This window comes from Caulobacter sp. P4_E5 (assembly GCF_056401555.1).
In genome coordinates this window covers 16,542-39,856 of record NZ_JBFUJD010000016.1, presented here as the reverse complement: position 1 = coordinate 39,856, position 23,315 = coordinate 16,542, and the positions used below count along the sequence as shown (strand labels likewise).

General features: G+C 68.1%; 24 protein-coding genes and 1 pseudogene. 15 read left to right on the top strand and 10 right to left on the bottom strand.

The features are described 5' to 3' along the window. Positions 1–30 precede the first annotated feature (30 nt). The 7 genes from AC1DSO_RS07515 to rdgB form a co-directional block, all read right to left on the bottom strand. Complete coding sequence (locus AC1DSO_RS07515; RefSeq protein ID WP_477068246.1) at positions 31–1,566, bottom strand: YifB family Mg chelatase-like AAA ATPase; 1,536 nt, start codon at positions 1,564–1,566, stop codon at positions 31–33. Positions 1,567–1,675: 109 nt separating this feature from the next. Next, positions 1,676–2,629: a glutathione synthase gene (gene gshB / locus AC1DSO_RS07510; RefSeq protein ID WP_477068245.1), complete on the bottom strand. Its 954-nt coding sequence runs from the start codon at positions 2,627–2,629 to the stop codon at positions 1,676–1,678. Between the two features lie 73 nt (positions 2,630–2,702). After that, positions 2,703–3,518, bottom strand: a complete 816-nt coding sequence (locus AC1DSO_RS07505) for a SirB1 family protein (RefSeq protein WP_477068244.1) — start codon at positions 3,516–3,518, stop codon at positions 2,703–2,705. A 1-nt stretch (position 3,519) separates the two neighbouring features. After that, positions 3,520–3,912 (bottom strand): YraN family protein, encoded by a 393-nt coding sequence (locus AC1DSO_RS07500; RefSeq protein ID WP_477068243.1) that lies wholly within the window; start codon positions 3,910–3,912, stop codon positions 3,520–3,522. Continuing rightward, positions 3,912–4,784, bottom strand: a complete 873-nt coding sequence (gene rsmI / locus AC1DSO_RS07495) for a 16S rRNA (cytidine(1402)-2'-O)-methyltransferase (RefSeq protein WP_047413874.1) — start codon at positions 4,782–4,784, stop codon at positions 3,912–3,914. The genes AC1DSO_RS07500 and rsmI overlap by 1 nt, the downstream gene beginning before the upstream one ends. A gap of 36 nt (positions 4,785–4,820) precedes the next feature. Continuing rightward, positions 4,821–5,957 carry a radical SAM family heme chaperone HemW gene (gene hemW / locus AC1DSO_RS07490; RefSeq protein WP_477068278.1) on the bottom strand — a complete coding sequence of 379 codons (1,137 nt, stop codon included), beginning with the start codon at positions 5,955–5,957 and terminating at the stop codon, positions 4,821–4,823. Positions 5,958–5,973: 16 nt separating this feature from the next. Continuing rightward, positions 5,974–6,576, bottom strand: a complete 603-nt coding sequence (gene rdgB / locus AC1DSO_RS07485; RefSeq protein ID WP_477068242.1) for an RdgB/HAM1 family non-canonical purine NTP pyrophosphatase — start codon at positions 6,574–6,576, stop codon at positions 5,974–5,976. 28 nt (positions 6,577–6,604) lie between these two features. On the opposite strand from rdgB, the gene AC1DSO_RS07480 reads away from it, so the two are divergent. From AC1DSO_RS07480 to AC1DSO_RS07465, 4 genes are all read left to right on the top strand, one after another. Beyond that, positions 6,605–7,210 (top strand): glutathione S-transferase N-terminal domain-containing protein, encoded by a 606-nt coding sequence (locus AC1DSO_RS07480; RefSeq protein WP_477068277.1) that lies wholly within the window; start codon positions 6,605–6,607, stop codon positions 7,208–7,210. Positions 7,211–7,365: 155 nt separating this feature from the next. After that, positions 7,366–7,482: a hypothetical protein gene (locus tag AC1DSO_RS07475; RefSeq protein ID WP_223392656.1), complete on the top strand. Its 117-nt coding sequence runs from the start codon at positions 7,366–7,368 to the stop codon at positions 7,480–7,482. 106 nt (positions 7,483–7,588) lie between these two features. Continuing rightward, positions 7,589–8,122: a DUF2975 domain-containing protein gene (locus AC1DSO_RS07470; RefSeq protein WP_047413646.1), complete on the top strand. Its 534-nt coding sequence runs from the start codon at positions 7,589–7,591 to the stop codon at positions 8,120–8,122. Positions 8,123–8,139: 17 nt separating this feature from the next. Further along, entirely contained in the window at positions 8,140–8,382 is a 243-nt protein-coding gene (locus AC1DSO_RS07465; RefSeq protein WP_477068241.1) for a helix-turn-helix domain-containing protein, read from the top strand. Here AC1DSO_RS07465 and AC1DSO_RS07460 read toward each other — a convergent pair. The 3 genes from AC1DSO_RS07460 to rph form a co-directional block, all read right to left on the bottom strand. Further along, the gene (locus tag AC1DSO_RS07460) at positions 8,379–9,161 is read right to left on the bottom strand and encodes a retropepsin-like aspartic protease family protein (RefSeq protein WP_477068240.1); all 783 of its coding nucleotides are present in this window, start codon (positions 9,159–9,161) and stop codon (positions 8,379–8,381) included. The two genes, AC1DSO_RS07465 and AC1DSO_RS07460, sit on opposite strands and share 4 nt — an antisense overlap. 84 nt (positions 9,162–9,245) lie before the next feature. Then, entirely contained in the window at positions 9,246–10,223 is a 978-nt protein-coding gene (locus tag AC1DSO_RS07455; protein WP_477068239.1) for a S1C family serine protease, read from the bottom strand. Between the two features lie 63 nt (positions 10,224–10,286). After that, positions 10,287–11,003 (bottom strand): ribonuclease PH, encoded by a 717-nt coding sequence (gene rph / locus AC1DSO_RS07450; RefSeq protein WP_056053554.1) that lies wholly within the window; start codon positions 11,001–11,003, stop codon positions 10,287–10,289. Positions 11,004–11,177: 174 nt separating this feature from the next. Between rph and hrcA the strand changes: the two genes are divergently transcribed. The 11 genes and pseudogenes from hrcA to AC1DSO_RS07395 all read left to right on the top strand — a co-directional run bounded on the left by hrcA (position 11,178) and on the right by AC1DSO_RS07395 (position 23,267). After that, positions 11,178–12,254, top strand: coding sequence for a heat-inducible transcriptional repressor HrcA (gene hrcA / locus AC1DSO_RS07445; protein ID WP_477068238.1), 1,077 nt, complete (start codon positions 11,178–11,180; stop codon positions 12,252–12,254). A 12-nt stretch (positions 12,255–12,266) separates the two neighbouring features. Next, a complete protein-coding gene (gene grpE / locus AC1DSO_RS07440; protein WP_477068237.1) occupies positions 12,267–12,905 on the top strand; it encodes a nucleotide exchange factor GrpE in 639 nt (212 codons plus the stop codon). Positions 12,906–13,050: 145 nt separating this feature from the next. Continuing rightward, positions 13,051–14,169: a DNA polymerase III subunit beta gene (dnaN, locus tag AC1DSO_RS07435; RefSeq protein ID WP_477068236.1), complete on the top strand. Its 1,119-nt coding sequence runs from the start codon at positions 13,051–13,053 to the stop codon at positions 14,167–14,169. Between the two features lie 145 nt (positions 14,170–14,314). Further along, complete coding sequence (locus tag AC1DSO_RS07430; RefSeq protein ID WP_477068235.1) at positions 14,315–16,255, top strand: S9 family peptidase; 1,941 nt, start codon at positions 14,315–14,317, stop codon at positions 16,253–16,255. 149 nt (positions 16,256–16,404) lie between these two features. Beyond that, positions 16,405–16,692: an ArsR/SmtB family transcription factor gene (locus AC1DSO_RS07425; RefSeq protein WP_477068234.1), complete on the top strand. Its 288-nt coding sequence runs from the start codon at positions 16,405–16,407 to the stop codon at positions 16,690–16,692. A gap of 69 nt (positions 16,693–16,761) precedes the next feature. Then, complete coding sequence (locus AC1DSO_RS07420) at positions 16,762–17,133, top strand: VOC family protein (RefSeq protein ID WP_477068233.1); 372 nt, start codon at positions 16,762–16,764, stop codon at positions 17,131–17,133. A gap of 84 nt (positions 17,134–17,217) precedes the next feature. Further along, complete coding sequence (locus tag AC1DSO_RS07415) at positions 17,218–17,373, top strand: hypothetical protein (RefSeq protein WP_477068232.1); 156 nt, start codon at positions 17,218–17,220, stop codon at positions 17,371–17,373. 43 nt (positions 17,374–17,416) lie between these two features. Then, on the top strand, positions 17,417–18,571 hold the full coding sequence (recF, locus tag AC1DSO_RS07410; protein ID WP_477068231.1) for a DNA replication/repair protein RecF: 1,155 nt from the start codon (positions 17,417–17,419) through the stop codon (positions 18,569–18,571). Positions 18,572–18,599: 28 nt separating this feature from the next. Then, the gene (gene gyrB, locus AC1DSO_RS07405) at positions 18,600–21,062 is read left to right on the top strand and encodes a DNA topoisomerase (ATP-hydrolyzing) subunit B (RefSeq protein WP_477068230.1); all 2,463 of its coding nucleotides are present in this window, start codon (positions 18,600–18,602) and stop codon (positions 21,060–21,062) included. A gap of 122 nt (positions 21,063–21,184) precedes the next feature. Next, positions 21,185–22,322, top strand: a pseudogene (locus AC1DSO_RS07400) (cache domain-containing protein). A gap of 360 nt (positions 22,323–22,682) precedes the next feature. Further along, a complete protein-coding gene (locus AC1DSO_RS07395) occupies positions 22,683–23,267 on the top strand; it encodes a hypothetical protein (protein ID WP_477068229.1) in 585 nt (194 codons plus the stop codon). Positions 23,268–23,315: the final 48 nt, after the last annotated feature.

The following is a 23,315-nucleotide window of genomic DNA, read 5'->3' as shown; positions in this document are numbered from 1 at the left end:
GGATCCTAGCCACCACGGCTTAACGGCCGGTCAAGCCGGAAGCGTTTCCTCCCCGGGCGCGGTGGTGGTGCGCCGGTGGGCCAGGGCCTCGGCGACATGGATGCGCTTGACGCTGTCGGCGCCCTCCAGATCGGCGATGGTGCGGGCCAGGCGCAGCACCCGCGTCCAGCCCCGGGCGCTAATCCGGCCGGCCTCGGCGGCGCGGGCCAGCAGGGCGCGGCCCGGCTCGTCCAGACCGGCGATCTTCTCCAGGAAGGCGCCCTCGGCGCGGCCGTTCAGGCCATCCGCCTCGTCTAGGTCCTCGGCGCGATCCAGTTGCAGAGCGCGAGCCCGGGCGACCCGCGCGGCGACCTCGGCCGAGCCCTCGGCCGGCGGCGGCAGGGACAGGTCGGCGGCGGTGACGGCGGGCATGTCGACGGCCAGGTCGATGCGGTCCATCAGCGGGCCCGAGACGCGGCCCTGATAGTCCCTCTGGCAGCGCGGGGCCTTGCCGCAATAGCCCCGGCCGGCGCCGCCATGGCCGCAGCGACAGGGGTTCATCGCCGCCACCAGTTGCACGCGGGCCGGATAGCGCACGTGGGCGTTGGCCCGCGCGACCATCACCTCGCCGGTTTCCAGCGGCCCGCGCAGGCTGTCCAGAGCCTGGACGCCGAATTCGGGAAGTTCGTCCAGGAACAGCACCCCGTTGTGGGCCAGCGAGACCTCGCCCGGCTTGGCGCGATGGCCGCCGCCGGTCAGGGCGGCCATGCTGGCGCTGTGATGCGGCGACCGGAACGGTCGAGTGCGGGTCAGGGTCCCCCGCGCGATCAGCCCGGCCACCGAATGGACCATCGAGGTCTCCAGCAGCTCCGTCGAGGTCAAGGGCGGCAGCAAGCCGGGCAGGCGCTGGGCCAGCATCGACTTGCCCGAGCCCGGCGGACCGACGAACAGCAGGTTGTGGCCGCCGGCGGCGGCGATCTCGAGCGCCCGCTTGGCGTGCTCCTGGCCCTTGACGTCGCGCAGGTCCTTGGGCCGCTCGCCCTCGACGATCGGGCCAGGTGTCGGGGCCGACAGGATCTGGCTGCCCCGAAAATGATTGATCAACGACACTAGCGAGCGCGGCGCCAGAATCCGCGTGCCGCCCGCCCAGGCCGCTTCGGGGCCGGACGCTTCCGGGCAGATCAGGCCCAGGTCCATGGCCCCCGCCGCCATCGCCGCCGGCAAGGCCCCGGCCGCCGGCACGATACGGCCGTCCAGCGAGAGTTCGCCCATCGCCGCCCAGCCGTCGAGCGCGTCCAGCGGGATGACGCCCAGGGCCGCCATCACCGCCAGGGCGATCGGCAGGTCGAAATGCGTTCCTTCCTTGGGCATGTCGGCCGGGGCCAGGTTGGCGACGATGCGCTTGCCCGGCAGGGAGAGGCCCAGGCCGGCGAAGGCGCCCCGCACCCGCTCACGACTCTCGGCGACCGCCTTGTCAGCGAGACCGACGACCACGAAGGCGTGCTGGCCCGTGGTCAGCTGCACCTCGACGTCGACGCGCCGGGCCTCGACGCCCTCGAACGCGACGGTGACGACCCTGGCGGCCATCCAAACCCCTTATGGACAATCGACTTTATCCACAAGAAGCAACATAGCTTTGGAAATGGAGCAAGAACGAAAAACGAACGTTTCGGGAAGTTGTCGTTCTTGCGCAGAGTTACCCACCGTTGCGGCGAATGTCGTCTATCCGACCCCAAAGTACAGCGGCCGCGTCGATGCCGGTAAAGCGCTTCAGCTGTTGCGCGCCAGTGGGCGAGGTGACGTTGATCTCGGTCAGGTACTCGCCGATGATGTCGATGCCGACAAAGATCAGTCCACGGCGCTTTAGTTCGGGGCCGATGATCTTGCAGAGTTCGAGGTCGCGGGCGGTCAGCTCGACCGCCTCGGCGCGGCCGCCGACCCGCAGGTTGGACCGCACCTGGCCGGCGGCCGGCACGCGATTGATGGCCCCCACGGGTTCGCCATCGACCAGCAAGACGCGCTTGTCGCCCTTGCTGACGGCGGGGACGAACTTCTGGGCGATGACCTGCTCGCGGCCGATCATGGCGTGCAATTCCAGCAGGGCGTCGAGGTTGGGGTCGTCGGCCAGCAGCCGCGCCACGCCCGAGCCGCCGCCGCCGTAGAGCGGCTTCAGCACGATGTCGCCGTGGCGGGCGCGGAAGTCGTAGATCGCCTCGTGGTCGCTGGTGATCAGGGTCGGCGGCTGCACGCCGGGGAAATCGGTGACGAACAGCTTCTCGGGCGCGTTGCGCACCTCGGCCGGGTTGTTCACGACCAGGGTGTGGGGGTGCACCTTCTCCAGGAAGTGGGTGGCGGTGATGTAGGCCATGTCGAACGGCGGATCCTGGCGCATCAGCACCACGTCGACGTCGTCCTTCATGTCCAGCAGCGCGGTCTCGCCCAGCTTGGCGTGGGCGCCCTTCTCGGCGAACACCTCCAGGGGTTGGGCGCGGGCGAACACCCGGCCGTCCTCCTGGGACAGCTTGTCGGGCGTGTAGAACCACAGTTTGTGGCCGCGGTTCTGGGCCTCCATCATCATCAGGAAGGTCGTGTCGGTGTCGATGTTGATCCCCAGGACGGGATCCATCTGGACGGCGACTCGCAGCGACATGGGGGCTCCTGGGGTTCTGGACGCGACGGCTTAGTTAGGCGTTCTTCGCGCCCCGTCCAACCCGAGAGGCGAACTAGTTCAGCCGCAACCGCATCCGTTCCCGTGCGGCTCGGGCGGCTATGGCCGCGCCGCCGTCCAGGGTTTGGGCGCGGGAGAGCGCCTGCAGGGCGCCGGCCAGGGCGCCTTGGCCTTCGCGGGCGGCGGCGACGTCCAGCCAGGGGCGGTGGTCGTTGGGATTGAGCAGGGCGCGGCGCAGGGCCGAGCGCTCGGCGCGAGGCCAGTCCTTGGCCTGCTGAGCGCGGGCGAAGATGTTGTTCTGTAGGCGGATCAGCACGGCGCGGTCCGAGATCGGGGCCATCAGAAGCTCCAGCCGCGAGGCGACGTCGGGCATCAGGCCGGTGCGCAGGGCCCGCCGTGACAGCTCCGACGGCAGCACCACCCGGCCCTCGCTGAACGGGTCGAGCGCCAGGGGGCCCTCCTCGGTCTCGATCCGCAGCAGGAAGTGGCCGGGGAAGTCGACGCCGTACAACTCCAGCCCGACCTCGCGGGCGGCGTGAAGGTAGAAGACGCCCAGGGCCACCGGCAGGCCTTTGCGGCGCTCGGCGATGGCGATGATGTCGGCGTTGTCGGGATGATCGTAGGTCAGGACGTCGCCGGTCAGGCGCAGGTCGCCCGCCAGGGTCTCGGCCACGGCCTCCTCCGGCGACTCGGCCTCGGCGCGACGGCGCAGGCGGTCGACGGCGTCATGCGCCAGGGCGACGGCCGGGGTGGTGTCGCGGCTGGGATCGTCGTGGACGGCGCAGGCCAGGGCGGCGTCGAACAGCGGGAAGGTCTCGTCGGGGCCTTCGCCGGCCTTGGTCAGGATCTCTTCGGCCTCGTCGCGCGTCATCTCACGCCCCCATCCGGAAGCCGTCTGGCCAGGCGTCGGGCAGATGGCGCGGCGGTCGGCCCGGCGCCAGGGCGATCAGGTCGAGCCGCACGAGGAGGTCGCGCAGGCCGGTGCGGTGCGCGCTGACATGGGCGGCGGCGCGGCGCAGGCGGTCGCGTTGGGTCGGCGTCACGGCGTCCAGGGCGTCCTCGATCGTGGCCCGTTGCTTGACCTCGACAACGGCCAGGACCCGTCCGCGTTGCGCCAGAAGATCGATTTCGCCGAGCGGCGTCGCCAGCCGGAAACCCAGGATCCGATAGCCCTTGGCCATCAACCACAGCGCCGCCAGCACCTCGGCCCGCCGGCCGAGCTTGCGGGCGGCGGCTCCCCGCGCTTGGCGGACGCCGGCCGTCATCAGGCCTGCTCCTTCATGGAGAGGGCCTGGCGATAGAGATCCTTGCGCGAGAGGCCCAAGGCCTTGGCGACCTCGGAGGCGGCCTCGCCCAGCGGCAGACGGGCCATGGCCTCGCGCAGGGCGGCCTCGGCGTCGTCGGCGGTCGCGACCTTCTCGCTGCCCGGCCCGACCAGGATGACGATCTCGCCCTTGGGCGCTTCGAAGCGCGGATCGGCGGCCAGGTCGTCGAGCGTCCCGCGTATGCAGGTCTCATAGAGCTTGGTCAGTTCACGGCAGACCGCCGCCTGTCGCGCGCCGCCGAACACGGCGGCCATGTCGGCGAGGCAGTCGTCGACCCGCGAGCCGCCCTCGTAGAAGATCAGGGTGGCGCGGGTATTGGCGAATTCTTCCAGGAAGGTCCGCCGCGCGGCGCTCTTGGGCGGCGGGAAGCCGGCGAACAGGAAGCGGTCGGTGGGCAGGCCGGCCAGGGTCAGGGCCGCCAGGACCGCCGAGGCGCCGGGGATCGGGATCACCGGATGGCCGGCGGCGATCGCCTCGCGGGCCAGGCGATAGCCGGGGTCGGAGACCATCGGCGTGCCGGCGTCCGAGACCAGGGCCACGCGCTCGCCGGCTTCCAGGCGGGCGAGGACGCCGGGAATAGCCCGCTCGGCCACGTGCTCGTCGTGGCGCTCCAGCTTGGTGCGGATCCCGTAGGCCGCTAGGAGCTTGCCGGTGACGCGAGTGTCCTCGGCCAGCAGCACGTCGCAGGCGGCCAGCACGTCCAGCGCCCGCAGCGTGATGTCGCGCAAGTTGCCGATCGGCGTCGCCACCAGATAGAGGCCGGGCGCCAAGGGCGCGTCGGACAAGGCTGGCGGGGGAAGCTGGCGGCTCAAAATCACGCGTCCTTTCGCTTGCGAAGCAAATGCATATCAGGTCGCGAGCGTCCCTGTCAGCCGGTCCAGCAACAGACGCCCGGCGCGAGTCGCATGCAACCGTTTGGTGTCATCGACCAGCAGCCCCGCCTCGACCAGGTCGCGGACCTTGGGCAGGTCGGGCGTCAGGCCCAAGGGGGCCATTTCGTCGAAGCCGACGCCGTCGTCGATGCGCAAGCCCAGGACGAGGCGCTCCTCGGCCGCTTCCTCGGGCGTGAGCATCTCGCGGTCGAAGCCGACGCCGGTTTCCGTGACGGCGGCGATGTAGTCCTTGATCCCACGTTGAGCCACCGTCGCCGCGCGGCCCTCGGGCAGGGACAGCCGTCCGTGCGCGCCGGGGCCCACGCCGACATAGTCGCGGCCGCGCCAGTAGACGAGGTTGTGGCGCGAGCGGGCCGCAGGGCCCTTGGCGTGGTTGGAGACCTCGTAGGCGTCGAAGCCGGCCGCCTCCAGCACCTCCTGCGTGGTCTCGAACAGGGTGGCGGCCAGGTCCTCGTCGGGGACCTTCAAGATCCCGCGCCCGACCGCGCGGTCGAAGGCAGTGCCGTGCTCGATGGTCAGCTGGTAGGGCGAAACATGCTCGGGACCCATGGCGATGGCCTCGGAGAGTTCGGCGCGCCACGCCGCGTCGGTCTGGCCGGGGCGGGCGTAGATCAGGTCGATCGACAGGCGCGGGAAGGCCTTGGCCGCCGCGGCGATCGCCCGCCGGGCGGCGCCGGCGTCGTGATTGCGGCCCAGGACCTTCAGCGATTCGTCGTCCAGGGCCTGGACGCCCAGCGACAGCCGCTGGACCCCGGCCTCGGCCAGGGCCTCGAAGCGGCCGGCCTCGGCGTCGGTGGGATTGGCCTCGAGGCTGATCTCCAGGTCGGCGGTCGGCGACCACAGGCGTCTGGCGGTCTCGATCACCCGCGCCACTTGCGCCGGATCCATCAGCGAGGGTGTGCCGCCCCCGAAGAAGATCGACAGCAGGGCCTGATCGCCGGTCAGCGCCCGCTGGGCTTCGAGGTCGGCGACGATGGCGTCGGCCAGCGCCGCCTGCTCGGCGGTCTTGCCCCGGTCACGGACGACGTTGAAGTCGCAATAGGGACAGATGCGCGCGCAGTAGGGCCAGTGGACGTAGACGCCCAGGCCCATACGCGCGCTGGCGGGGTCACTCAAACAGCGCCGCCTTCAGCTTGGCGAAGGCGCGGGCGCGGTGGCTCATGGCGTCCTTGGCGGCCGGCTCCATCTCGCCGAAGGTCGTCTCATGACCCTCGGGGACGAAGATCGGATCGTAGCCGAAGCCGCGCGTTCCCCGGCCCGGGAAGACCAGGGTCCCGTCGATCCGGCCCTCGACCACCACGGCCGGACCGTTCGGCCAGGCCACGGCCAGGGCCGAGGTGAACCAGGCCGAGACGTCTTCCGAGCCGGTCTCCTCGATCCGTTCCTCGACCTTCTTCATGGCCATGGCGAAGTCCTTGGTGGGGCCGGCCCAACGGGCGGAATAGATGCCTGGCGCGCCGTCCAGCGCCTTGACCGACAGGCCGGAGTCGTCGGCCAGGGCGGGCAGGCCGGACAGGTCGGCGGCGTGACGGGCCTTTAGCAGGGCGTTGCCGACAAAGGTGCTCTCGGTCTCGTCCGGCTCGGGCAAGCCCAGCTGGCCGGCGGTGACGATCTCGAAGCGGCCGTCCAGCAAGGCGGCGATTTCCGGGACCTTGCCAGGATTGTGGGTGGCGGCCACAAGCTTCGATCCCATTTCAAGCTTCAGCGCCATTCCTCGTCTCCTGAAGGCAATCACCGTGATGCGGCTCCTTTACTCTCCAATTTCGCCCTTTGCGCGCAAGGTCCGCGTCATGGCCCTCGAAAAAGGCCTTTCGGACTTGTTCGCCGTGGAGGTCGTCGCGCCGTTCCAGGACGAGACGCTTCGCGCTCAGAACCCGCTGTGCAAGGTTCCCGCCCTGGTCCTCGAGGACGGCGAGACGGTGTTCGACTCCGGCGTCATCGCCGACTTCGTCGACGGACTTGCCGAGCCGCGCCTGATCCCGGCCGCGCAGCCGGCCCGCCGACGGGCCCTGACCCTCGAGGCCGCCGCCGACGGCATGGGCGACGCCTCGGTGCTGATCGTCCGCGAGCGGATGCGGCCCGAGGGCGAGCATCGCCCGGACCTGCTCGAGCGCCAGCTGCGCGCGGTCGACGCCGCCCTGGACTTGTTCACGACCGCTCTCGCGGGTGGCGGGCTGTCGCAAGACCGGTTCGAGATCGCCGAGATCGCGGTGGCGGTGCAGCTGGACTATCAGGACGTGCGCCGGGTCAGCGACTGGCGGGCCGGCCGGCCGGCGCTTTCGGACTGGTTCGAACGGGTCGCGAAGCGAACCTCGATGGTCGCCACCCACGCGGCTGTGACTTAACGGCAACTATCATTTGTCCACAGGCATCATTGCGAAAGTTTAATATCGTTTCTCGATAAACAAGATTGGCGGAACGGAAATCGTCTCCTATCTGTTGACTGTGGCGAGGGGTCGAATGACTCGGCCCCGACCACGTCTCTCAAACTGGAAACCCGATGTCCTCCGCCCGCCTGTTCCGCATCGCCGACAAGGTCGTCATGACCGTCATCACCGCCGCCTTGATCGTGGCCGTGCCGGTGTCGGCCGTGGCGTTCGTGGTGCAGACGCTCTAGGGCCAGCCGAGAGATACAAGGGGTTTTCGAGATTCTCGAAACCCAAGGGCTTTGACGTCTCCTCGCGACGCGAGGCATGTTCGAGCGTCGCTGTTGGGGAGCAGCCATGCGCGCCTTGGGGCCTGGCTCCGTATCGAGTTTCCTGAAGATCATCCTGGACGTGATCTACGTCGGGCTATGGATCTTCGTGAGCCTTCTGTCGCTGTTCACGCTGGTCGCCCTGCTGTTCAGCTTCAATCCCGAACTTCTGGCCTCGATGTTGCCGATCAGCGACGCCGTCGAGGCCGTCAGCCGCAACGGACCGCTGTTCGCCGGCGCCCTGGCCGCCTGGGCGCTGCTGCTGGGCGGTTGGATGGTCATCGTCGAGCGGCTGCGCAAGATCTTCGCCACCCTGACGGCCGGCGACCCCTTCCATCCCGACAATGTCGTGCGCCTGCGCCTGATCGGCCTCGTCCTGGCGGGGCTGGAGGTCGGCCGCTACGTCTTTTCGGGCATGGCCCGCTGGCTGGCCCCCAAGGCCAAGGTCATCGACGACAGCTTCACCCTGACCGCCTGGTTCTCGGTGCTGGTCGTCTTCGTCCTGGCCGAGGTCTTCCGCGAGGGCGCCCGCCTTCGTCGCGAAGCCGAACTCACGATCTGATCCGGAGCGATCCCCGCATGTCCGTCCGCGTGAACCTCGACCGCGTGCTGCTGGAACGCCGCATGTCGCTGACCGAGCTCTCTGACCGGGTGGGGGTGACGATCGCCAACCTCTCAATCCTCAAGACCGGCAAGGCCAGGGCGGTGCGCTTCTCGACCCTCGACGCCCTGTGCCGTGAGCTGCAATGTCAGCCGGGCGACCTGCTGACCTTCGAATACGGCCCGGCCGACACCCACGACGAAGACGACGTGGAAGGCTAGTAGGCGCGACCCTTCTCGTCCTCGCGCCACTTCAGGATCAGCCGGCGGTCGCGGAACTCGAACGCGTCCAGGCGCTGGAGGAAGCTCATCCCCAGCAGCGAGCCGCTCATCGGGGCCTTGTTGACCATCACCCGGAAGCCCTCGAGCTTGATCGGCCCGACCGCCAGGCTGCTGGCGTCGTAGGCGGCGCTGTAGCCCTTGCCGTTGGCGGTCTCGGCTTCGTAGCCATAGTCCAGCGTGTCGACCGGGATGCCCAGGCGTCGAGCGTCGTCGGGGCTGAGCACCGTCTGGGTCGCGCCGGTGTCGACCATGAACCGCACGCGCTGGCCGTTGACCAGGCCGTCGACGACATAGGCGCCGTCCTCGCCCTGCGGCACGACCAGGGTGCGCTCGCCGACCTGGACCGGGGTTCCGACGTTGAAGGCCAGCTTCAGCCGCTCGGGGACGCCGGCGATTTCCGCGCGATAGGCATAGCCCAGGGCCAGGACGGCGACGATCCCCGCCCACAAGGCCACGTGCTTCAGGTGTTGGCCGATCGACCCGCGCATCCCGCGCAGCAGGGCCGAGGAGATCAGCACCACCAGGCCCAGTTGGTAAAAGATCTCGGCTTTGTCGTCGCCAGTCCGCACCGCCTCGGGAAAGGCGCGAGCCAGGGCCAAGGCCAGCACCGCCACGGCCGCCAGCAGGCCTAGCCACAGCCAGAGGCGATGGTTGAGAACGGGGCCGGGCGATGGCGCCGACCGTTCCGGCTGGTCCCAGGGGCCGCGGGGCGTCGTCATGGTTCAGGCTCTCGGCTGCGGTCGAGTCAACTTCTTAGAGCTTCCATCGGCCGTGGCCTACCAGAGATAGCGTCTGGTGGCCGCCTAGTTGAACCGCCGTTTCTTCAGCAGGGTGGCGCGGTCCATCGAGCGGACCTCGACCTCGAAGGCGTCGCCCTCGCGCAGGACCTTCAGCGGCACGGTGACGCCGGCGTCGCCCAGGCTCCACAGCGTCTCGTAAAATTCGGCGAGGTCCGCGATCGGCTGGTCGTCGATGGCCAGGATCAGGTCGCCGGCCCGCAGCTCGGCGCGGGCGGCGGGACCCTTGGGCGAGATGCCGACGATCACGACGTGGTTTTCCATCTCCTGGGCGAAGATCCCCAGCCACGGGCGCGGCGGGTGCGGGGCCTGGCCGCGGGCCAGCTCGTCTAGGATCGGCGGCAGCAGCTCGGCGGGCACGAACATGTTGATCGGCTTGGCCTGGCCTTCCTTGTCGCGCCCCTCCAGGGTCAGGGAGCCCAGGCCGACGAGGTCGCCCTTGGGGCCGATCAGCGCCGCCCCGCTCCAGTGGGGGTGGGCCGGGCCGGTGATGATGGCGTCGTCCAGCAGATATTCCCAGTAGCCGGCGAACGGCATGCGGGCCAGGACCTGGCCGGCCACGGCGTGGGCTCGGCCCCCAGCGCCGGCGGCGATGATCGGCGAGCCGGTTTCGAGGTCCTTGGCGCTGCCGATGGCGATCACCGGCAGGTCCAGCGGCTCCAGCGCCTGGACCAGGCCCAGGCCCGAGCGGACGTCCAGGCCCAGCACGTGGGCGGGCACACGGCGGCCGTCATTGCGGGTCAGTACGACCTCTTCGGCCTCGGTGATCAGATAGGCCATGGTCAGGACGAGGCCGCCGGGACCGACGACGACGCCGTTGCCGATGCGCTCGGTGCCCAGGATGGCGGCCGTATAGGCGTCGCCCGGGACGGTGGCCTCCAAGGCGACCATCGAGGCGAGCACATGGTCGAGGTCGAAGCGATAGGCCTCGGCCGACGGGCGCAGGCGGGCTTCGACTTCATGGCCTTCGAACGGGGTGGTCACGCGAGACTCCTAATCTTCAGGATTGGAATCTGGGACCGATACCCCGTTCGGACAAGTGGGCGCCTACCCGCCGATCGCCGCGCGCTGCAGGGCGAACAGTTCGTTGATGCCTTTTTCAGCAAGGCCGAACAGCGCTTCGAACTCGGCGCGGGTGAAGCCGCGCTTCTCGCCGGTGGCCTGGATCTCGACGATGTCGCCCACACCGGTCAGCACGAAGTTGCTGTCGGCCTCGGCGGTGGAGTCTTCTTCATAGTCGAGGTCGAGGACTGGAACGTCGTTGAACACGCCGCACGAGACGGCCGCGACCTGGCCGACGATCGGGTCGGTCTTCAGCACGCCTTCGTCCAGCAGATACTTGGTGGCCAGGCGCAGGGCGACCCAGGCGCCGGTGATGGCGGCGGTGCGGGTGCCGCCGTCGGCCTGGACGACGTCGCAGTCCAGGGTGATCTGGCGCTCGCCCAGGGCCTTCAGGTCGACGACGGCCCGCAGGCTGCGGCCGATCAGGCGCTGGATCTCCTGGGTTCGGCCGGTCTGCTTGCCGGCGGCGGCCTCGCGGCGGCCGCGCGTGTGGGTGGCGCGGGGCAGCATGCCGTACTCGGCCGTGACCCAGCCGGCGCCCTTGTTACGCATCCAGCCTGGGACATTCTCCTCAACCGTGGCGGTGACCAGCACCTTGGTGTGGCCGAAGCTGATCAGGCAGGATCCCTCGGCGTAGCGGTTGACGCCGGTTTCCAGCGTGACGGCGCGCAGCTGATCGGGGGCGCGTTCGGACGGACGCATGGGAAACTCCTGGTTTCAGGAAGAAAGGGGGATATTTGAATGTGCGTGACGGGCCGCTTATCCTATTGCGAGCCGCAGTTGAAAGAGGCCGACTCCTTTTGTTCGACCACCGGGTCCCAAACGACACGCCTCGAGACGACACGCCGCGCATGGTCCTGACCAAGTGGTTTTGAAATGACGCCACCGTTTCCAGGACCGATCGTCCCCGCGCCGGCGCTCGGCGAGCTGGACGCCCGCGCCCGCGACATCTTCCGCCGCGTCGTCGAGTCGTATCTCGAGACTGGCGAGCCGGTCGGCTCGCGCACCATCTCGCGCGGTGGGCTGGCACTGTCGCCAGCCTCGATCCGCAACACCATGCAGGACCTGGCGCATCTGGGCCTGCTGGACGCCCCCCACACCAGCGCCGGACGGATGCCGACCCACGCGGGCCTGCGCATGTTCGTCGACGGCCTGCTGGAGGTCGGCGACATCGCCGAGCAGGACAAGCGGGCCATCGAGGCGCGGCTGGCGGTCAAGGGCCGCTCGTTCGAGGAGGCGATGGCCGAGGCCTCGTCCGTGCTGTCCGGCCTGGCCGGCGGGGCCGGCATCGTGGTCACGCCCGTTCGCGAGGGCGGCGTCAAACACGTGGAGTTCGTGCCGCTTGGCGGCGGCCAGGTGCTGGCGGTCATGGTGTTCGAGGACGGCCAGGTCGAGAACCGGCTGATGCGCCAGGCCCCGGGCGTGACGCCCTCGGCCCTGCAGGAGGCCAGCAACTTCCTCAACGCCCGCCTGCGCGGCCGCACGCTCAGCGAGGCGCGGACCGAGATGGGCGCCGAGCTCGACATCGCCCGCCGCCAGCTGGACGAGACCGCCGCGCGCCTGGTCGAGGACGGCCTGGCCGCCTGGAGCGGCGGGGAGGGCGACGCCCGCTCGCTGATCGTGCGGGGACAGGCCAACCTGCTGGCCGACGCCCGGGCCCACGAGGACATCGACCGGGTCCGCCAGTTGTTCGACGATCTTGAGCAGAAGGGCCAGCTGATCGGCCTGCTCGACGATGTGCGCGACGCCGAGGGCGTTCGCATCTATATCGGGGCCGAAACGCGCCTGTTTTCGCTTTCGGGTTCCTCGGTGATCGCGGCGCCCTATATGACGGGGCGTCAGAAGGTGCTGGGCGCGATCGGCGTGATCGGTCCGGCGCGATTGAACTACGCCCGAGTCATTCCGTTGGTGGACTACACCGCCCGGGTGCTCGGTCGGATGATGGATGGATAAGGACTTTACGAGATGACCGACGAGCAAACGCCGGCGGAAGAGATGCCGTTCGAAGTCGACGACGCGTCGCAAGAGATCGAGGCGCTGAAGCTGGAAGTGGCCGCTCTGAAGGAGCAGGCCCTGCGCTACGCCGCCGAGGCCGAGAACACCAAGCGCCGCGCCGAGCGCGAGATGAACGACGCGCGCGCCTACGCGATCCAGAAATTCGCCCGCGACCTGCTGGGTGCGGCCGACAACCTGTCCCGCGCCACGGCCCACAGTCCCAAGGAGTCGACCGACGCGGCGGTGAAGAACTTCATCATCGGCGTCGAGATGACCGAGAAGGAGCTGCAAGGCGCCTTCGAACGCAACGGCCTGAAGAAAATCGATCCGGCCAAGGGCGACAAGTTCGATCCGCACCTGCATCAAGCCGTGACCGAACAGCCTTCGACCGAGGTCGCCGCCGGCGGCGTGGTCGCCGTGCTGCAGGCCGGTTACGAGCTGATGGGACGCCTGGTGCGCCCGGCCATGGTCGCCGTGGCGGCCAAGGGTTCGACCGGTCCGTCCACGGGTTCGGCGACCGGCGAGCAGCCGGCCGGCGGCGCCAATCCCTATGCCGGAGCGGCCGCCGACGGCGACAACTCGGGCGGGTCGTTCGACCAGAAGGCCTGAACCCGGCGTTTTTGACTGGCGAGGGGGCGTAAATGACGGGCGCGCCCCCTTTCCCCCTCCGCGCTTTGCGATAATGTCGGCGGTCCATTCTCAACGGGGGTAGCGGGCGATTCTCACTGGCCGCCCGCGCGATCTGGACCGAATTATGAAGCTTACGATCGAACGGGCGGCGCTCCTGAAGGCGCTGGGGCATGTGCAGAGCGTCGTCGAGCGCCGTAACACCATCCCGATCCTGTCGAATATCCTGCTGTCGGCGGAAGGCAGCACGCTGTCGTTTTCGGCGACCGACCTGGACATGGAGATCATCGACGAGGGCCTGGCCCAGATCGACGTCCCCGGCCAGATCACCGCCCCGGCCCATACGCTCTATGAAATCGTCCGCAAGCTGCCCGACGGCGCCGACGTTTCGCTGAGCTTCAGCGGCGACGATCCGCGCCTGGTGATCCAGGCGGGCCGCTCGCGCTTCAACCTGCCGGTGCTGCCGGCCGGCGACTTCCCGGTGATGAGCAGCGACGGCCTGTCGAACCGCATCGCGGTCGACACCAACGAGCTGATCCGGCTGATCGACAAGACCCGCTTCGCGATCTCGACCGAAGAGACCCGCTACTATCTGAACGGCCTCTATCTGCACACGGTCAACGAGGGCGGCGAGACCAAGCTGCGCGCCGTGGCCACCGACGGTCACCGCCTGGCCCTGGCCGAGATGCCGGCCCCCGAGGGCGCGGTCGGCCTGCCCGGCGTGATCGTGCCGCGCAAGACCATCGCCGAGGCCCGCCGCCTGATGGAATCGGCCGGCGAGCACGTCGACGTCCAGCTGTCGCCGCAGAAGGTCCGCTTCGAGTTCGGCGCGGCCGCCCTGACCTCCAAGGTCATCGACGGCGCCTTCCCGGACTATCTGCGGGTGATCCCGCGCGACAACGCCAAGATCCTGACCCTGGACAACGACCTGTTCGCCAAGGCCGTCGACCGGGTGGCCACCATCTCGGCCGAGAAGAGCCGTTCGGTGAAACTGGCCATCGAGCCAGGCCGGGTCACCCTGACCGTCCGCAACATGGAAGCCGGCCAGGCCGTCGAAGAGGTCGAGGTCGATTACGACGGCGAGCCCTTCGAGATCGGCTTCAACGCCCGCTACCTGCTGGACGTCTGCGGCCAGATCGCCGGCCCGCAGGCAGAGTTCCGCTTCGCCGACCCGGCTAGCCCGACCCTGGTGGTCGATCCGGTCGACCCGGGCGTGAAGTACGTGCTGATGCCGCTGCGGGTCTGATCCGCGGCCTAAGTATAAAGAGACGGGCGCCTTGGAGCGCGATCGCGCTCCAAATGCTTGAAGATAGAACCTGCTTATCTGGTTTAGATGGCTGCATCTAAACCAGACAGGTTCTGCGCGCCCGTTTTGCTTTTGGGGTTCGCCGATGAAGAAGCTGCTCGCCGTCTCGGCCGCCATCGCGGCCCTCGCCGCCGCCGTTCCCGCGCTCGCTCAACAGGGCGCGGTCGAACGCCGCGAGATGGGCAATCAGATCCTGGAGAACGTGCCGGTCGCGCCGCCCGCGATCCGCGAGAGCCTGGCCCGCTACCAGAACGCGCGCTCGGCCGCCTTCGACGACTGGGCGGCTGGCGGTGGAATGATCATCGCTACGCGGTTCGGCAACACCAACCAGCTGCACGTGGTCGCCGCGCCCGGCGCGGACCGCAGCCAGATCACCTTCTACGACGAGCCCGTCTCCAGCGCCCATACCCTTCCGGACGGCAAGATCCTGTTCGCCAAGGACACCGGCGGCGACGAGTGGTTCCAGCTGTTCGTCCGTGACGCCGACGGCAAGGTCGTCCAGCTGACGCAGCCCGGCACGCGCAACCAGTCCCCGGCCTGGTCCAAGGATGGTTCGGTCTTGGTGTGGTCGCGGGCGGTGAAGGGCTCGGCCGACTACGACGTGCTGATGCGCGACCCGGCCGCGCCGGGCGAGGCCAAGGTGATCTACAAGGGTCAGGGTCAGGTCTCGCCGGTCGCGGTGTCGCCCGACGGCAAGGCGGTGCTGCTGGGCCGCTATCTCTCGATCAACGAGTCGCGGTACTGGCTGCTCGATGTCGCCACCGGCAAGCTGACCGAACTCAGCCCGGGCAAGAAGGTCGCCTATTCCGGCGGGATCTTCGCGCCGGATGGCAAGAGCATCCTGACGCTCTCCGACGAGGGCTCGGACTTCGCCCGCCTCGTCCAGATCGACCTCGCCACCGGCGCCAAGCTTAGCCTTTCGGGTGAGCGTTCGTGGGATGTCGAGGACTTCGCCCTGTCCGACGATGGTCGGATCCTGGCCTATGTCGTCAACGAGGACGGCTATTCGAAACTGGTGGTCCAGGACTTCCGCACCCGCCGCGCCTTGCCGCAGCCGGAGCTGCCGGCTGGCGTGGTCTCCGGGATCGTCTTTTCGCCCGACGGATCGAAGCTGGGTTTCGGCCTGGCGACGCCGACGGCCGCGAGCGACGCGTGGAGCTGGGGCGTGACCGACGCCAAGCTGGAACGCTGGACGGCCTCGGAGCTGGGCGGCCTTGACGCCAAGGCGCTCGTCAATCCGGAACTCGTCCGCTTCCCCTCGTTCGACAAGCGTTCGATCCCCGCCTTCGTCTACAAGCCTAAGCTGGCCGCTGGGATGAAGGCGCCGGTGATCATCGACATCCACGGTGGGCCGGAAGGTCAATCGCGCCCGATCTTCAATCCCTTCCACCAGCACACGGTGGCCGAGCTGGGCGCGGCGGTGATCGTCACCAACGTCCGGGGTTCCAGCGGCTACGGCAAGGCCTACCTCAACCTCGACAACGCCGAGAAGCGCGAGGACTCGGTCAAGGACATCGGCGCGCTGCTGGACTGGATCAAGACCCAGCCCGACCTCGATCCGAACCGGGTGGTCGTCTACGGCCAGTCGTACGGCGGTTACATGTCGCTGGCCGTGATGACTCACTATTCAGATCGTCTGGCCGGCGGGATCGAACGCTACGGGATCAGTAACTTCGTCTCGTTCCTGCAGAACACCGAAGCCTATCGCCGCGACCTGCGCCGGGCCGAGTACGGCGACGAGCGCGATCCGAAGATGCTGAAGGCGTTCGAGACGATCTCGCCGATGAACAATGTCGGCAAGATCAGCAAGCCGATGCTGGTCATGCAAGGCTGGAACGACCCGCGCGTGCCCAAGTCCGAGTCCGACCAGGTTGTCGCCAAGCTGCGCGGCCAAGGCGTCGAGACCTGGTACGTGCAGTTCAAGGACGAGGGGCACGGCTTCCAGAAAAAAGCCAACAACGACCGCCGCCGCGAGGTCGAGACCCAGTTCCTGCGCAAGGTGCTGGGCCTGGACGGCGCGAAATAGCGTCCCGCGCCAAGCTTAGCCTTTACACTTACCGTCCGCGTCGGATCGACGGCCCCGTGGAACATCGTCGGCCGGTCGTGAAACGCGCGGAAGGGTTGAACTTAGCTGAGCTGTTGCGCTAACCGTGGTCGTGACCCATGCTTAGCCATATGGATCATCAACTCGCGCCCCTCGATGACGTGTTCCAGGCCCTGGCCGATCCGACCCGGCGGGCAATCCTCAGCCGTCTTGGTGCGGGACCGGCCAGTGTCGGCGAACTGGCCGCGCCGTTCGACATGGCGCTGACCTCGCTGATGAAGCACCTGAAGATCCTGGAGCGCGGCGGCTGGATCACGACCTCCAAACAGGGCCGCGTGCGGACGTGCGCGATCCAGACGCAGCGCTTCGCCGAGGTGGGCGCCTGGCTCTACGGATACCGGGGCCTGTGGGAGGGCTGACGTAGGGGCGCGTTGCGGCCGTTTCTGACCCGTGCCAACGTCCGTTTTCTATGGAAACGGGAGGTAACCATGGCGAAGGTGAATTACGTAACGGTCGGATCGAACGATCTGGAAAAAGCCAAGGCGTTCTACGACGGGCTGCTGGGCTCGATCGGGATGAAGCCGCTGTTCGAGCACCCCTCGGGTGGCCGGCTGTACCGTGGCGACGGCTGCATGTTCGGGGTGCTGGGCCCCTATGATGGCAATCCGGCCTGCATCGGCAACGGCATGATGGGCGGCTTCGCCTTCGACACCGTCGAAGAGGTCGACGCCTTTCACGCAAAGGCCCTTGAACTGGGTGGCGCGGACGAGGGCCAGCCTGGCGCCCGGATGCCCAAGGCCTATTTTGCCTATTTCCGCGACCTCGATGGCAACAAGCTCTGTGGTTACAAGCTGGGCTAGGCGCGGCGACAAGCTTTAGCCCCGATTTTGGCCGCGTGCCGCCGAAATCGGGGCGCATGCCAGCCTTCGAACCGGAGGCTCGACATGCGTTTTGCCTGGGAACGTGGCGCGGTCGTGCTGCTGAGCGTCGGCCTATGGGTCGTCGTGCTGGCCGGAGGGCGGCATGCGCTGCACCTGGTGCGCGGGGAGGTTCATGCCCTGGCGGATCTGGTGATCCGACGAGGGGGCTGGCTGGTCTAAAGTCCGGGGCTGCGCATCGTCGCCGAAGTGCTATTAGGCGCTCATGGCGTCGGCCGCACTGCTTTCCCTGACCCTGACGGACTTCCGTTCCTATGAGCGCGCGCGCCTCGAGACCGGGGGGCGCAGCGTCTATCTGTTCGGGCCCAACGGGGCCGGAAAGACCAATCTTCTCGAGGCCATAAGCCTGCTCAGCCCCGGCAAGGGCCTGCGTGGGGCCAGCCTGGCCGAGGTTGGCCGCCGTCTGCCTGGCGAGGCGGTCGGTCGCGCCTGGGCGGTGGCCGCCGAGGTCGAGTCCGGACAGGACGCGCCGGTGCGCATCGGCACCGGGGTCGAGCAGGGCGGGGCCGCCCGCCGCACCGTTCGGCTGGACGGCGAGACCGTGCCGCCGGGACGGTTGGCTGACCACGTCCGGCCCATCTGGCTGACCCCGGCCCAGGACCGCCTGTTCCTGGAGGCGGCCTCCGAGCGTCGGCGATTCTTCGACCGCCTGGTTTTCGCCGGTGAACCGGCCCACGCGGCCCACGCCAACGCCTACGACAAGGCCCAGCGCGAGCGGATGCGTCTGCTGACCGACGCGGCCGAGACCGGCGCGCCGGCCGACGCCGTCTGGCTGACGGCGCTGGAGGCCTGCCTGGCCGAATTCGGGGCGCTGCTGGTCCAGGCTCGCGCTCGCACGCTTTCGGCCCTCCAGGCCGAAATAAGCAGCCGTGGCGACCGGCCTTTTCCCCAGGCGCGCCTGACCTTGACCGGCGAGTGGGAGAAAATGGCCCTGGACGGCGCGCCGTTCGCCGAAATCGAGCTGAAATTGGCCCAAGGCCTGGCCGCAGCGCGCGGACGCGACGGGGCCGCCGGACGCGCTTTGACCGGCCCGCATCGGGGCGATCTGGCCATCTTCCACGTCGAGAAGGACCGTCCGGCGGCGGAATGCTCGACCGGGGAGCAGAAAGCCCTGATTTTGAACCTCGTTCTGGCCCAGGCGGCGCGACTTTCGCGTGCGGAATCCGCGCCGAATCCTGTAATATTGCTCGACGAAGTCGCCGCGCATCTCGATCTTACGAGACGAGCCGCATTGGCCGACGAACTCACGGCGCTCAAGCTCCAGGCCTTCCTCACCGGCACGGACGAGTCGCTGTTCGACCATCTCAAGGGTCGAGCGCTAGGCGTTCGCGTGTGCGACGCTGGCCTCACCCCCCAATAGGCCTGGCCCCGTTGGCCCTGGAAGACGAATGACCGAGAACACCGAAGACCAAGTTCCCGAAGTGTCGCCCGAAATGACCACCGAGGAAGCCGCCGCCCAGTACGGCGCGGACTCGATCAAGGTGCTGAAGGGCCTGGACGCCGTCCGCAAGCGTCCCGGCATGTACATCGGCGACACCGACGACGGCTCTGGCCTGCACCACATGGTCTATGAGGTGGTCGACAACGCCATCGACGAGGCCCTGGCCGGTCACGCCACCAAGGTCCAGGTGATCCTGAACGCCGACGGTTCGGTGACGGTCACCGACGACGGCCGCGGCATCCCGACCGATATTCACGAGGGCGAAGGCGTCTCGGCGGCCGAGGTCATCATGACCCAGCTGCACGCGGGCGGTAAGTTCGACCAGAACAGCTATAAGGTTTCGGGCGGCCTGCACGGTGTGGGCGTCTCGGTCGTCAACGCCTTGTCGGACTGGCTGGAACTCAAGATCCACCGCGGCGGCAAGGCTCACCAGATGCGCTTCGAGCGCGGCGACGCAGTGACCTCGCTGAAGGTGACGGGCGACTCGCCGGTGCGCGAGGACGGCCCCAAGGCCGGCGAGACCCTGTCGGGCACGGAAGTGACCTTCTTCCCGTCGCGATCCACCTTCGCGTTCATCGAATTCGACCGGAAGACGCTGGAGCATCGCCTGCGCGAGCTGGCGTTCCTGAACTCGGGCGTGACGATCTGGTTTAGGGATCTTCGCGACGCCGAGCCGTGGGAAGAAAAGCTGCATTACGACGGGGGCATCGAGGCCTTCGTCCGCCACCTGGACAAGGTCAAGACCCCGCTTCTGAAGACCCCGATCGTGGTGCGCGGCGTCAAGGACAAGGTCGAGGTCGACCTCGCCATGTGGTGGAACGACAGCTACCACGAGCAGATGCTGTGCTTCACCAACAACATCCCACAGCGGGATGGCGGCACGCACCTTTCGGCCTTCCGGGGCGCTCTGACCCGGATCATCACCGGCTACGCCGAGAGCTCGGGCATCACCAAGAAGGAAAAGGTCAGCGTCGGCGGCGAAGACGCCCGCGAAGGCCTGACCTGCGTGTTGTCGGTCAAGGTTCCGGATCCCAAGTTCAGCTCGCAGACCAAGGACAAGCTGGTCTCGTCCGAAGTGCGCCCGGCCGTTGAAGGCCTTGTGCAGGAAGGCCTTGCGACCTGGTTCGAGGAGCACCCGAACGAGGCCAGGCAGATCGTCAGCAAGATCGCCGAGGCCGCCGCGGCCCGCGAAGCCGCCCGCAAGGCGCGCGAACTGACCCGCCGCAAGAGCGCGCTCGACATCACCTCGTTGCCCGGCAAGCTGGCCGACTGCTCCGAGCGGGATCCGGCCAAGTCCGAGATCTTCATCGTCGAGGGCGACAGCGCCGGCGGCTCGGCCAAGCAGGCCCGCAATCGCGACAACCAGGCCGTCCTGCCGCTGCGCGGCAAGATCCTGAACGTCGAGCGGGCGCGCTTCGACAAGATGCTGTCGTCCGACCAGATCGGCACGCTGATCACGGCCCTGGGGGCCGGCATCGGCCGCGATGACTTCAACGCCGACAAGGTGCGCTACCACAAGATCGTGCTGATGACCGACGCCGACGTCGACGGCGCCCACATCCGCACCCTGCTGCTGACCTTCTTCTACCGGCAGATGCCCGAGCTGATCGAGCGCGGCTACATCTACATCGCCCAGCCGCCGCTCTACAAAGCCGCCAAGGGCAAGTCCTCGCGCTACCTGAAGGACGACAGCGAGATGGACGCCTTCCTGATCGACGAGGGCGTCGAAGGGGCCGAACTGGACCTGCCGTCGGGCGAGCGTCGCACCGGCCATGACTTGCTGGCGCTGGTGCAGCTTTGCCGGCAAGCCAAGGGCAATATCGACCGCCTGGCCGCTCGCGCCCCGTCCTTCGCCGTCGAGCAGTCGGCCCTGGCCGGTCTGCTGGGCGACACGCCCGACATCGCCGCCGCGGCCGCCCGTTTGGACCTTTATGCCGAGGAAGGCGACGGCCCGTGGACCGGCGAGCGCGGCGACACGGCCTATGTGTTCAAGCGCGTCCGCCGCGGCGTCACCGAAAGCGTGGTGCTGGACGACGGCCTGCTGCACGCCGCCGACGCCCGCCGTCTGGCCGAACGGGCAGGGGCCCTCGCCGAGATCTTCTCGGGGAGAGCCGTGTTCCGCCGCAAGGACAAGTCGACCACGGTGCGGGGCCCGATGGACCTGGTCGCCGCGGTGATGGACGCGGGCCGCAAGGGCCTGACGATCCAGCGCTACAAGGGCCTGGGCGAGATGAACCCCGACCAGCTGTGGGAGACCACGCTGGACGTCGAGGCTCGCACCCTGCTGCAGGTCCGGGTGAATCACGCCGACGACGCCGACGAGATGTTCAGTCGCCTGATGGGCGATCTGGTCGAACCGCGCCGCGAATTCATCCAGGAAAACGCCCTCGACGCCGAAGTCGACGTCTAGCGTCACGCCCAAAACGCCCGCTTCTTGAGCGCCGGGCGCCCTTTTCGAGGGCGTTCCGGCGCTTTTTTGTTGCGAGAGGCCCTCGCGCCTTGGGGTGTGACATCGCGTGTCGTCGCGCGGTGATGACACGGGCGTCATCGTGTGGCGCTAGAGCCGATTCGCTCGAATGTCTTGCGTGGGGGCGCGTCAGGGATGGAGCAGGACACAAGTCTTCGTCCGGAACGAATTCTCGACCTGTCGGAACGACTCTCCAGCGTGGCGGGCGAGAAGATCGGCGAGATCGCCAGGGTCAACCGCGCGGCCAAGATGCTGGCCATCAACGCCCTGATCGTGGCGGCCCGGGCTGGCGAGGCCGGCAAGGGCTTCGCCATCGTCGCCGAAGAGTTCAAGAAGATTTCCACGGAAATCGACGCCGTGGCCGCCGCCCTGGACAGCCAGGTGCGGGCCGACCTCGATGAGCTGTCCGCGATCGGCGGGGCGATCCTCGGCCATATGCGCGGTCAGCGCTTGGCCGACCTGGCCCTGAATGCCATCGAGATCGTCGACCGCAATCTCTACGAACGCACCTGCGACGTCCGCTGGTGGGCCACTGACTCCGCCGTGGTGGCCTGTCTCGCCGACGCCGATACGGCCGCCCGGCGATACGCCAGCGAGCGCCTGGGTGTGATCCTCGACGCCTATACGGTCTATCTCGATCTCTGGATCTGCGACGCCAAGGGGCGTGTGATCGCCAATGGTCGGCCGGGCCGCTATCCAAACGTCGTCGGCCAGTCGGTCGGACAGACGCGCTGGTTCCAGGACGGGCTGCGCACGGCCACCGGCGATGACTTCGTGGCCTGTGACATCGAGCGGTGCCACGCCTTGGGCGACGCCCCGGTCGCCACCTACGCCACGGCCATCCGCGCCGGCGGCCAAGCCAAGGGCGAGGCGTTGGGCGTGCTGGGCGTGCATTTCGACTGGCGGCCCCAAGCCCAGGCGGTGGTCGACGGCGTGCGCCTGACCAGCGAGGAGCGCGAACGCTCGCGCGTGATGCTCCTGGATCAGAGAGGGCGCGTCCTGGCCTCTTCGGACAATCAGGGTGTTCTTAGCGAAGTCTTCCCGCTGGACGTCTCTGCTGGGCCGATGGGAAGTTACGCCGACGGCGAGATCACCGTGGGTTACGCCTTGACCCCCGGTTACGAGACCTACACGGGCCTTGGTTGGTATGGATGTCTCGTTCAGCGCCAGCAAATTCCGGCGAGGACTTCCGCCGCGGCCTAGTCTTAACCAAACCTAGTGCGGATTATTCGAACTATTTCATCGCCTAAAAGGCGAAATCGATCAGATTCGCGGCATTTACCAAGGATTCTGCGCGAGCAGCGTTGCCTTACCGGGCCGTACATGGTTTTTTAGGCCTAACCAAACCGCCGATAACATCTCTGTGTATCTGCCATGGCGGGGCAAACGCGTCACATTCCTAGTCTAAACGCCGGTTTACGTACTCTTACCCGCGAGAGTTGCACGCAATGTGTGTTCTTCGGGGAACGGTGTCGCCGAGAAATCGACGAAAAAGCGCATTCCGGGCTAGAGCATTCGTTTACGTTGTCCTAAAGGGACGCCGTTCAATTGGAGGGAGCAGTCATGGCTTCTAATCGCTTCCGCGCTATCGCCATTAGCTTGGCCGTTGCGCTCGCGCCTATCGGCGCTGGCCACGTCTGGGCTCAAACGCCGCCCGCTCCGACCGCCGTGTCGCTGCAGGCCACCATCCAGGCTGCTGCTCAATCGGCCGCCGCTCAGCCGGGCTTCGCCAAGCTGTCGGCCTCGGCTAAGCTGGCCGCCATTCAGGCGGCCGTGTCCAACGCCCTGGCGGCCAGCGGCGCTTCGCCGACGGTGATCGCCGCGGCTCTGGTCCAAGCCGTCCAAGCCGGTTCGATCAGCGCCGGCGTGGCCATCCAGGTCGCCGCCGCGGTGGCTCCTGAAATGGCTCAACAAGTGGCCTCGGCTCCGGCCGTCGTCCAACAGCTGGCCGCCACCGGCCAGTCGGCCACCATCACCGCCTCGACGGACGCCGGTGGCGCCCCGAGCGTGCTGGTCAGCCTGCAAGGTGTCTCCTCGACCTCGACCGGCGACGCCGGCGCGGGCGTCGGCGGCGGCGCGACGACCACTGTTACTCCGGCTCCGTTCGATCCGTGCGCCGGCGTGATCGCCGCTTACTGCGGCAGCTAAACGAATAAACCTCGGGGCGGACTGGCGTGTCACGACATGCGCCGGCCG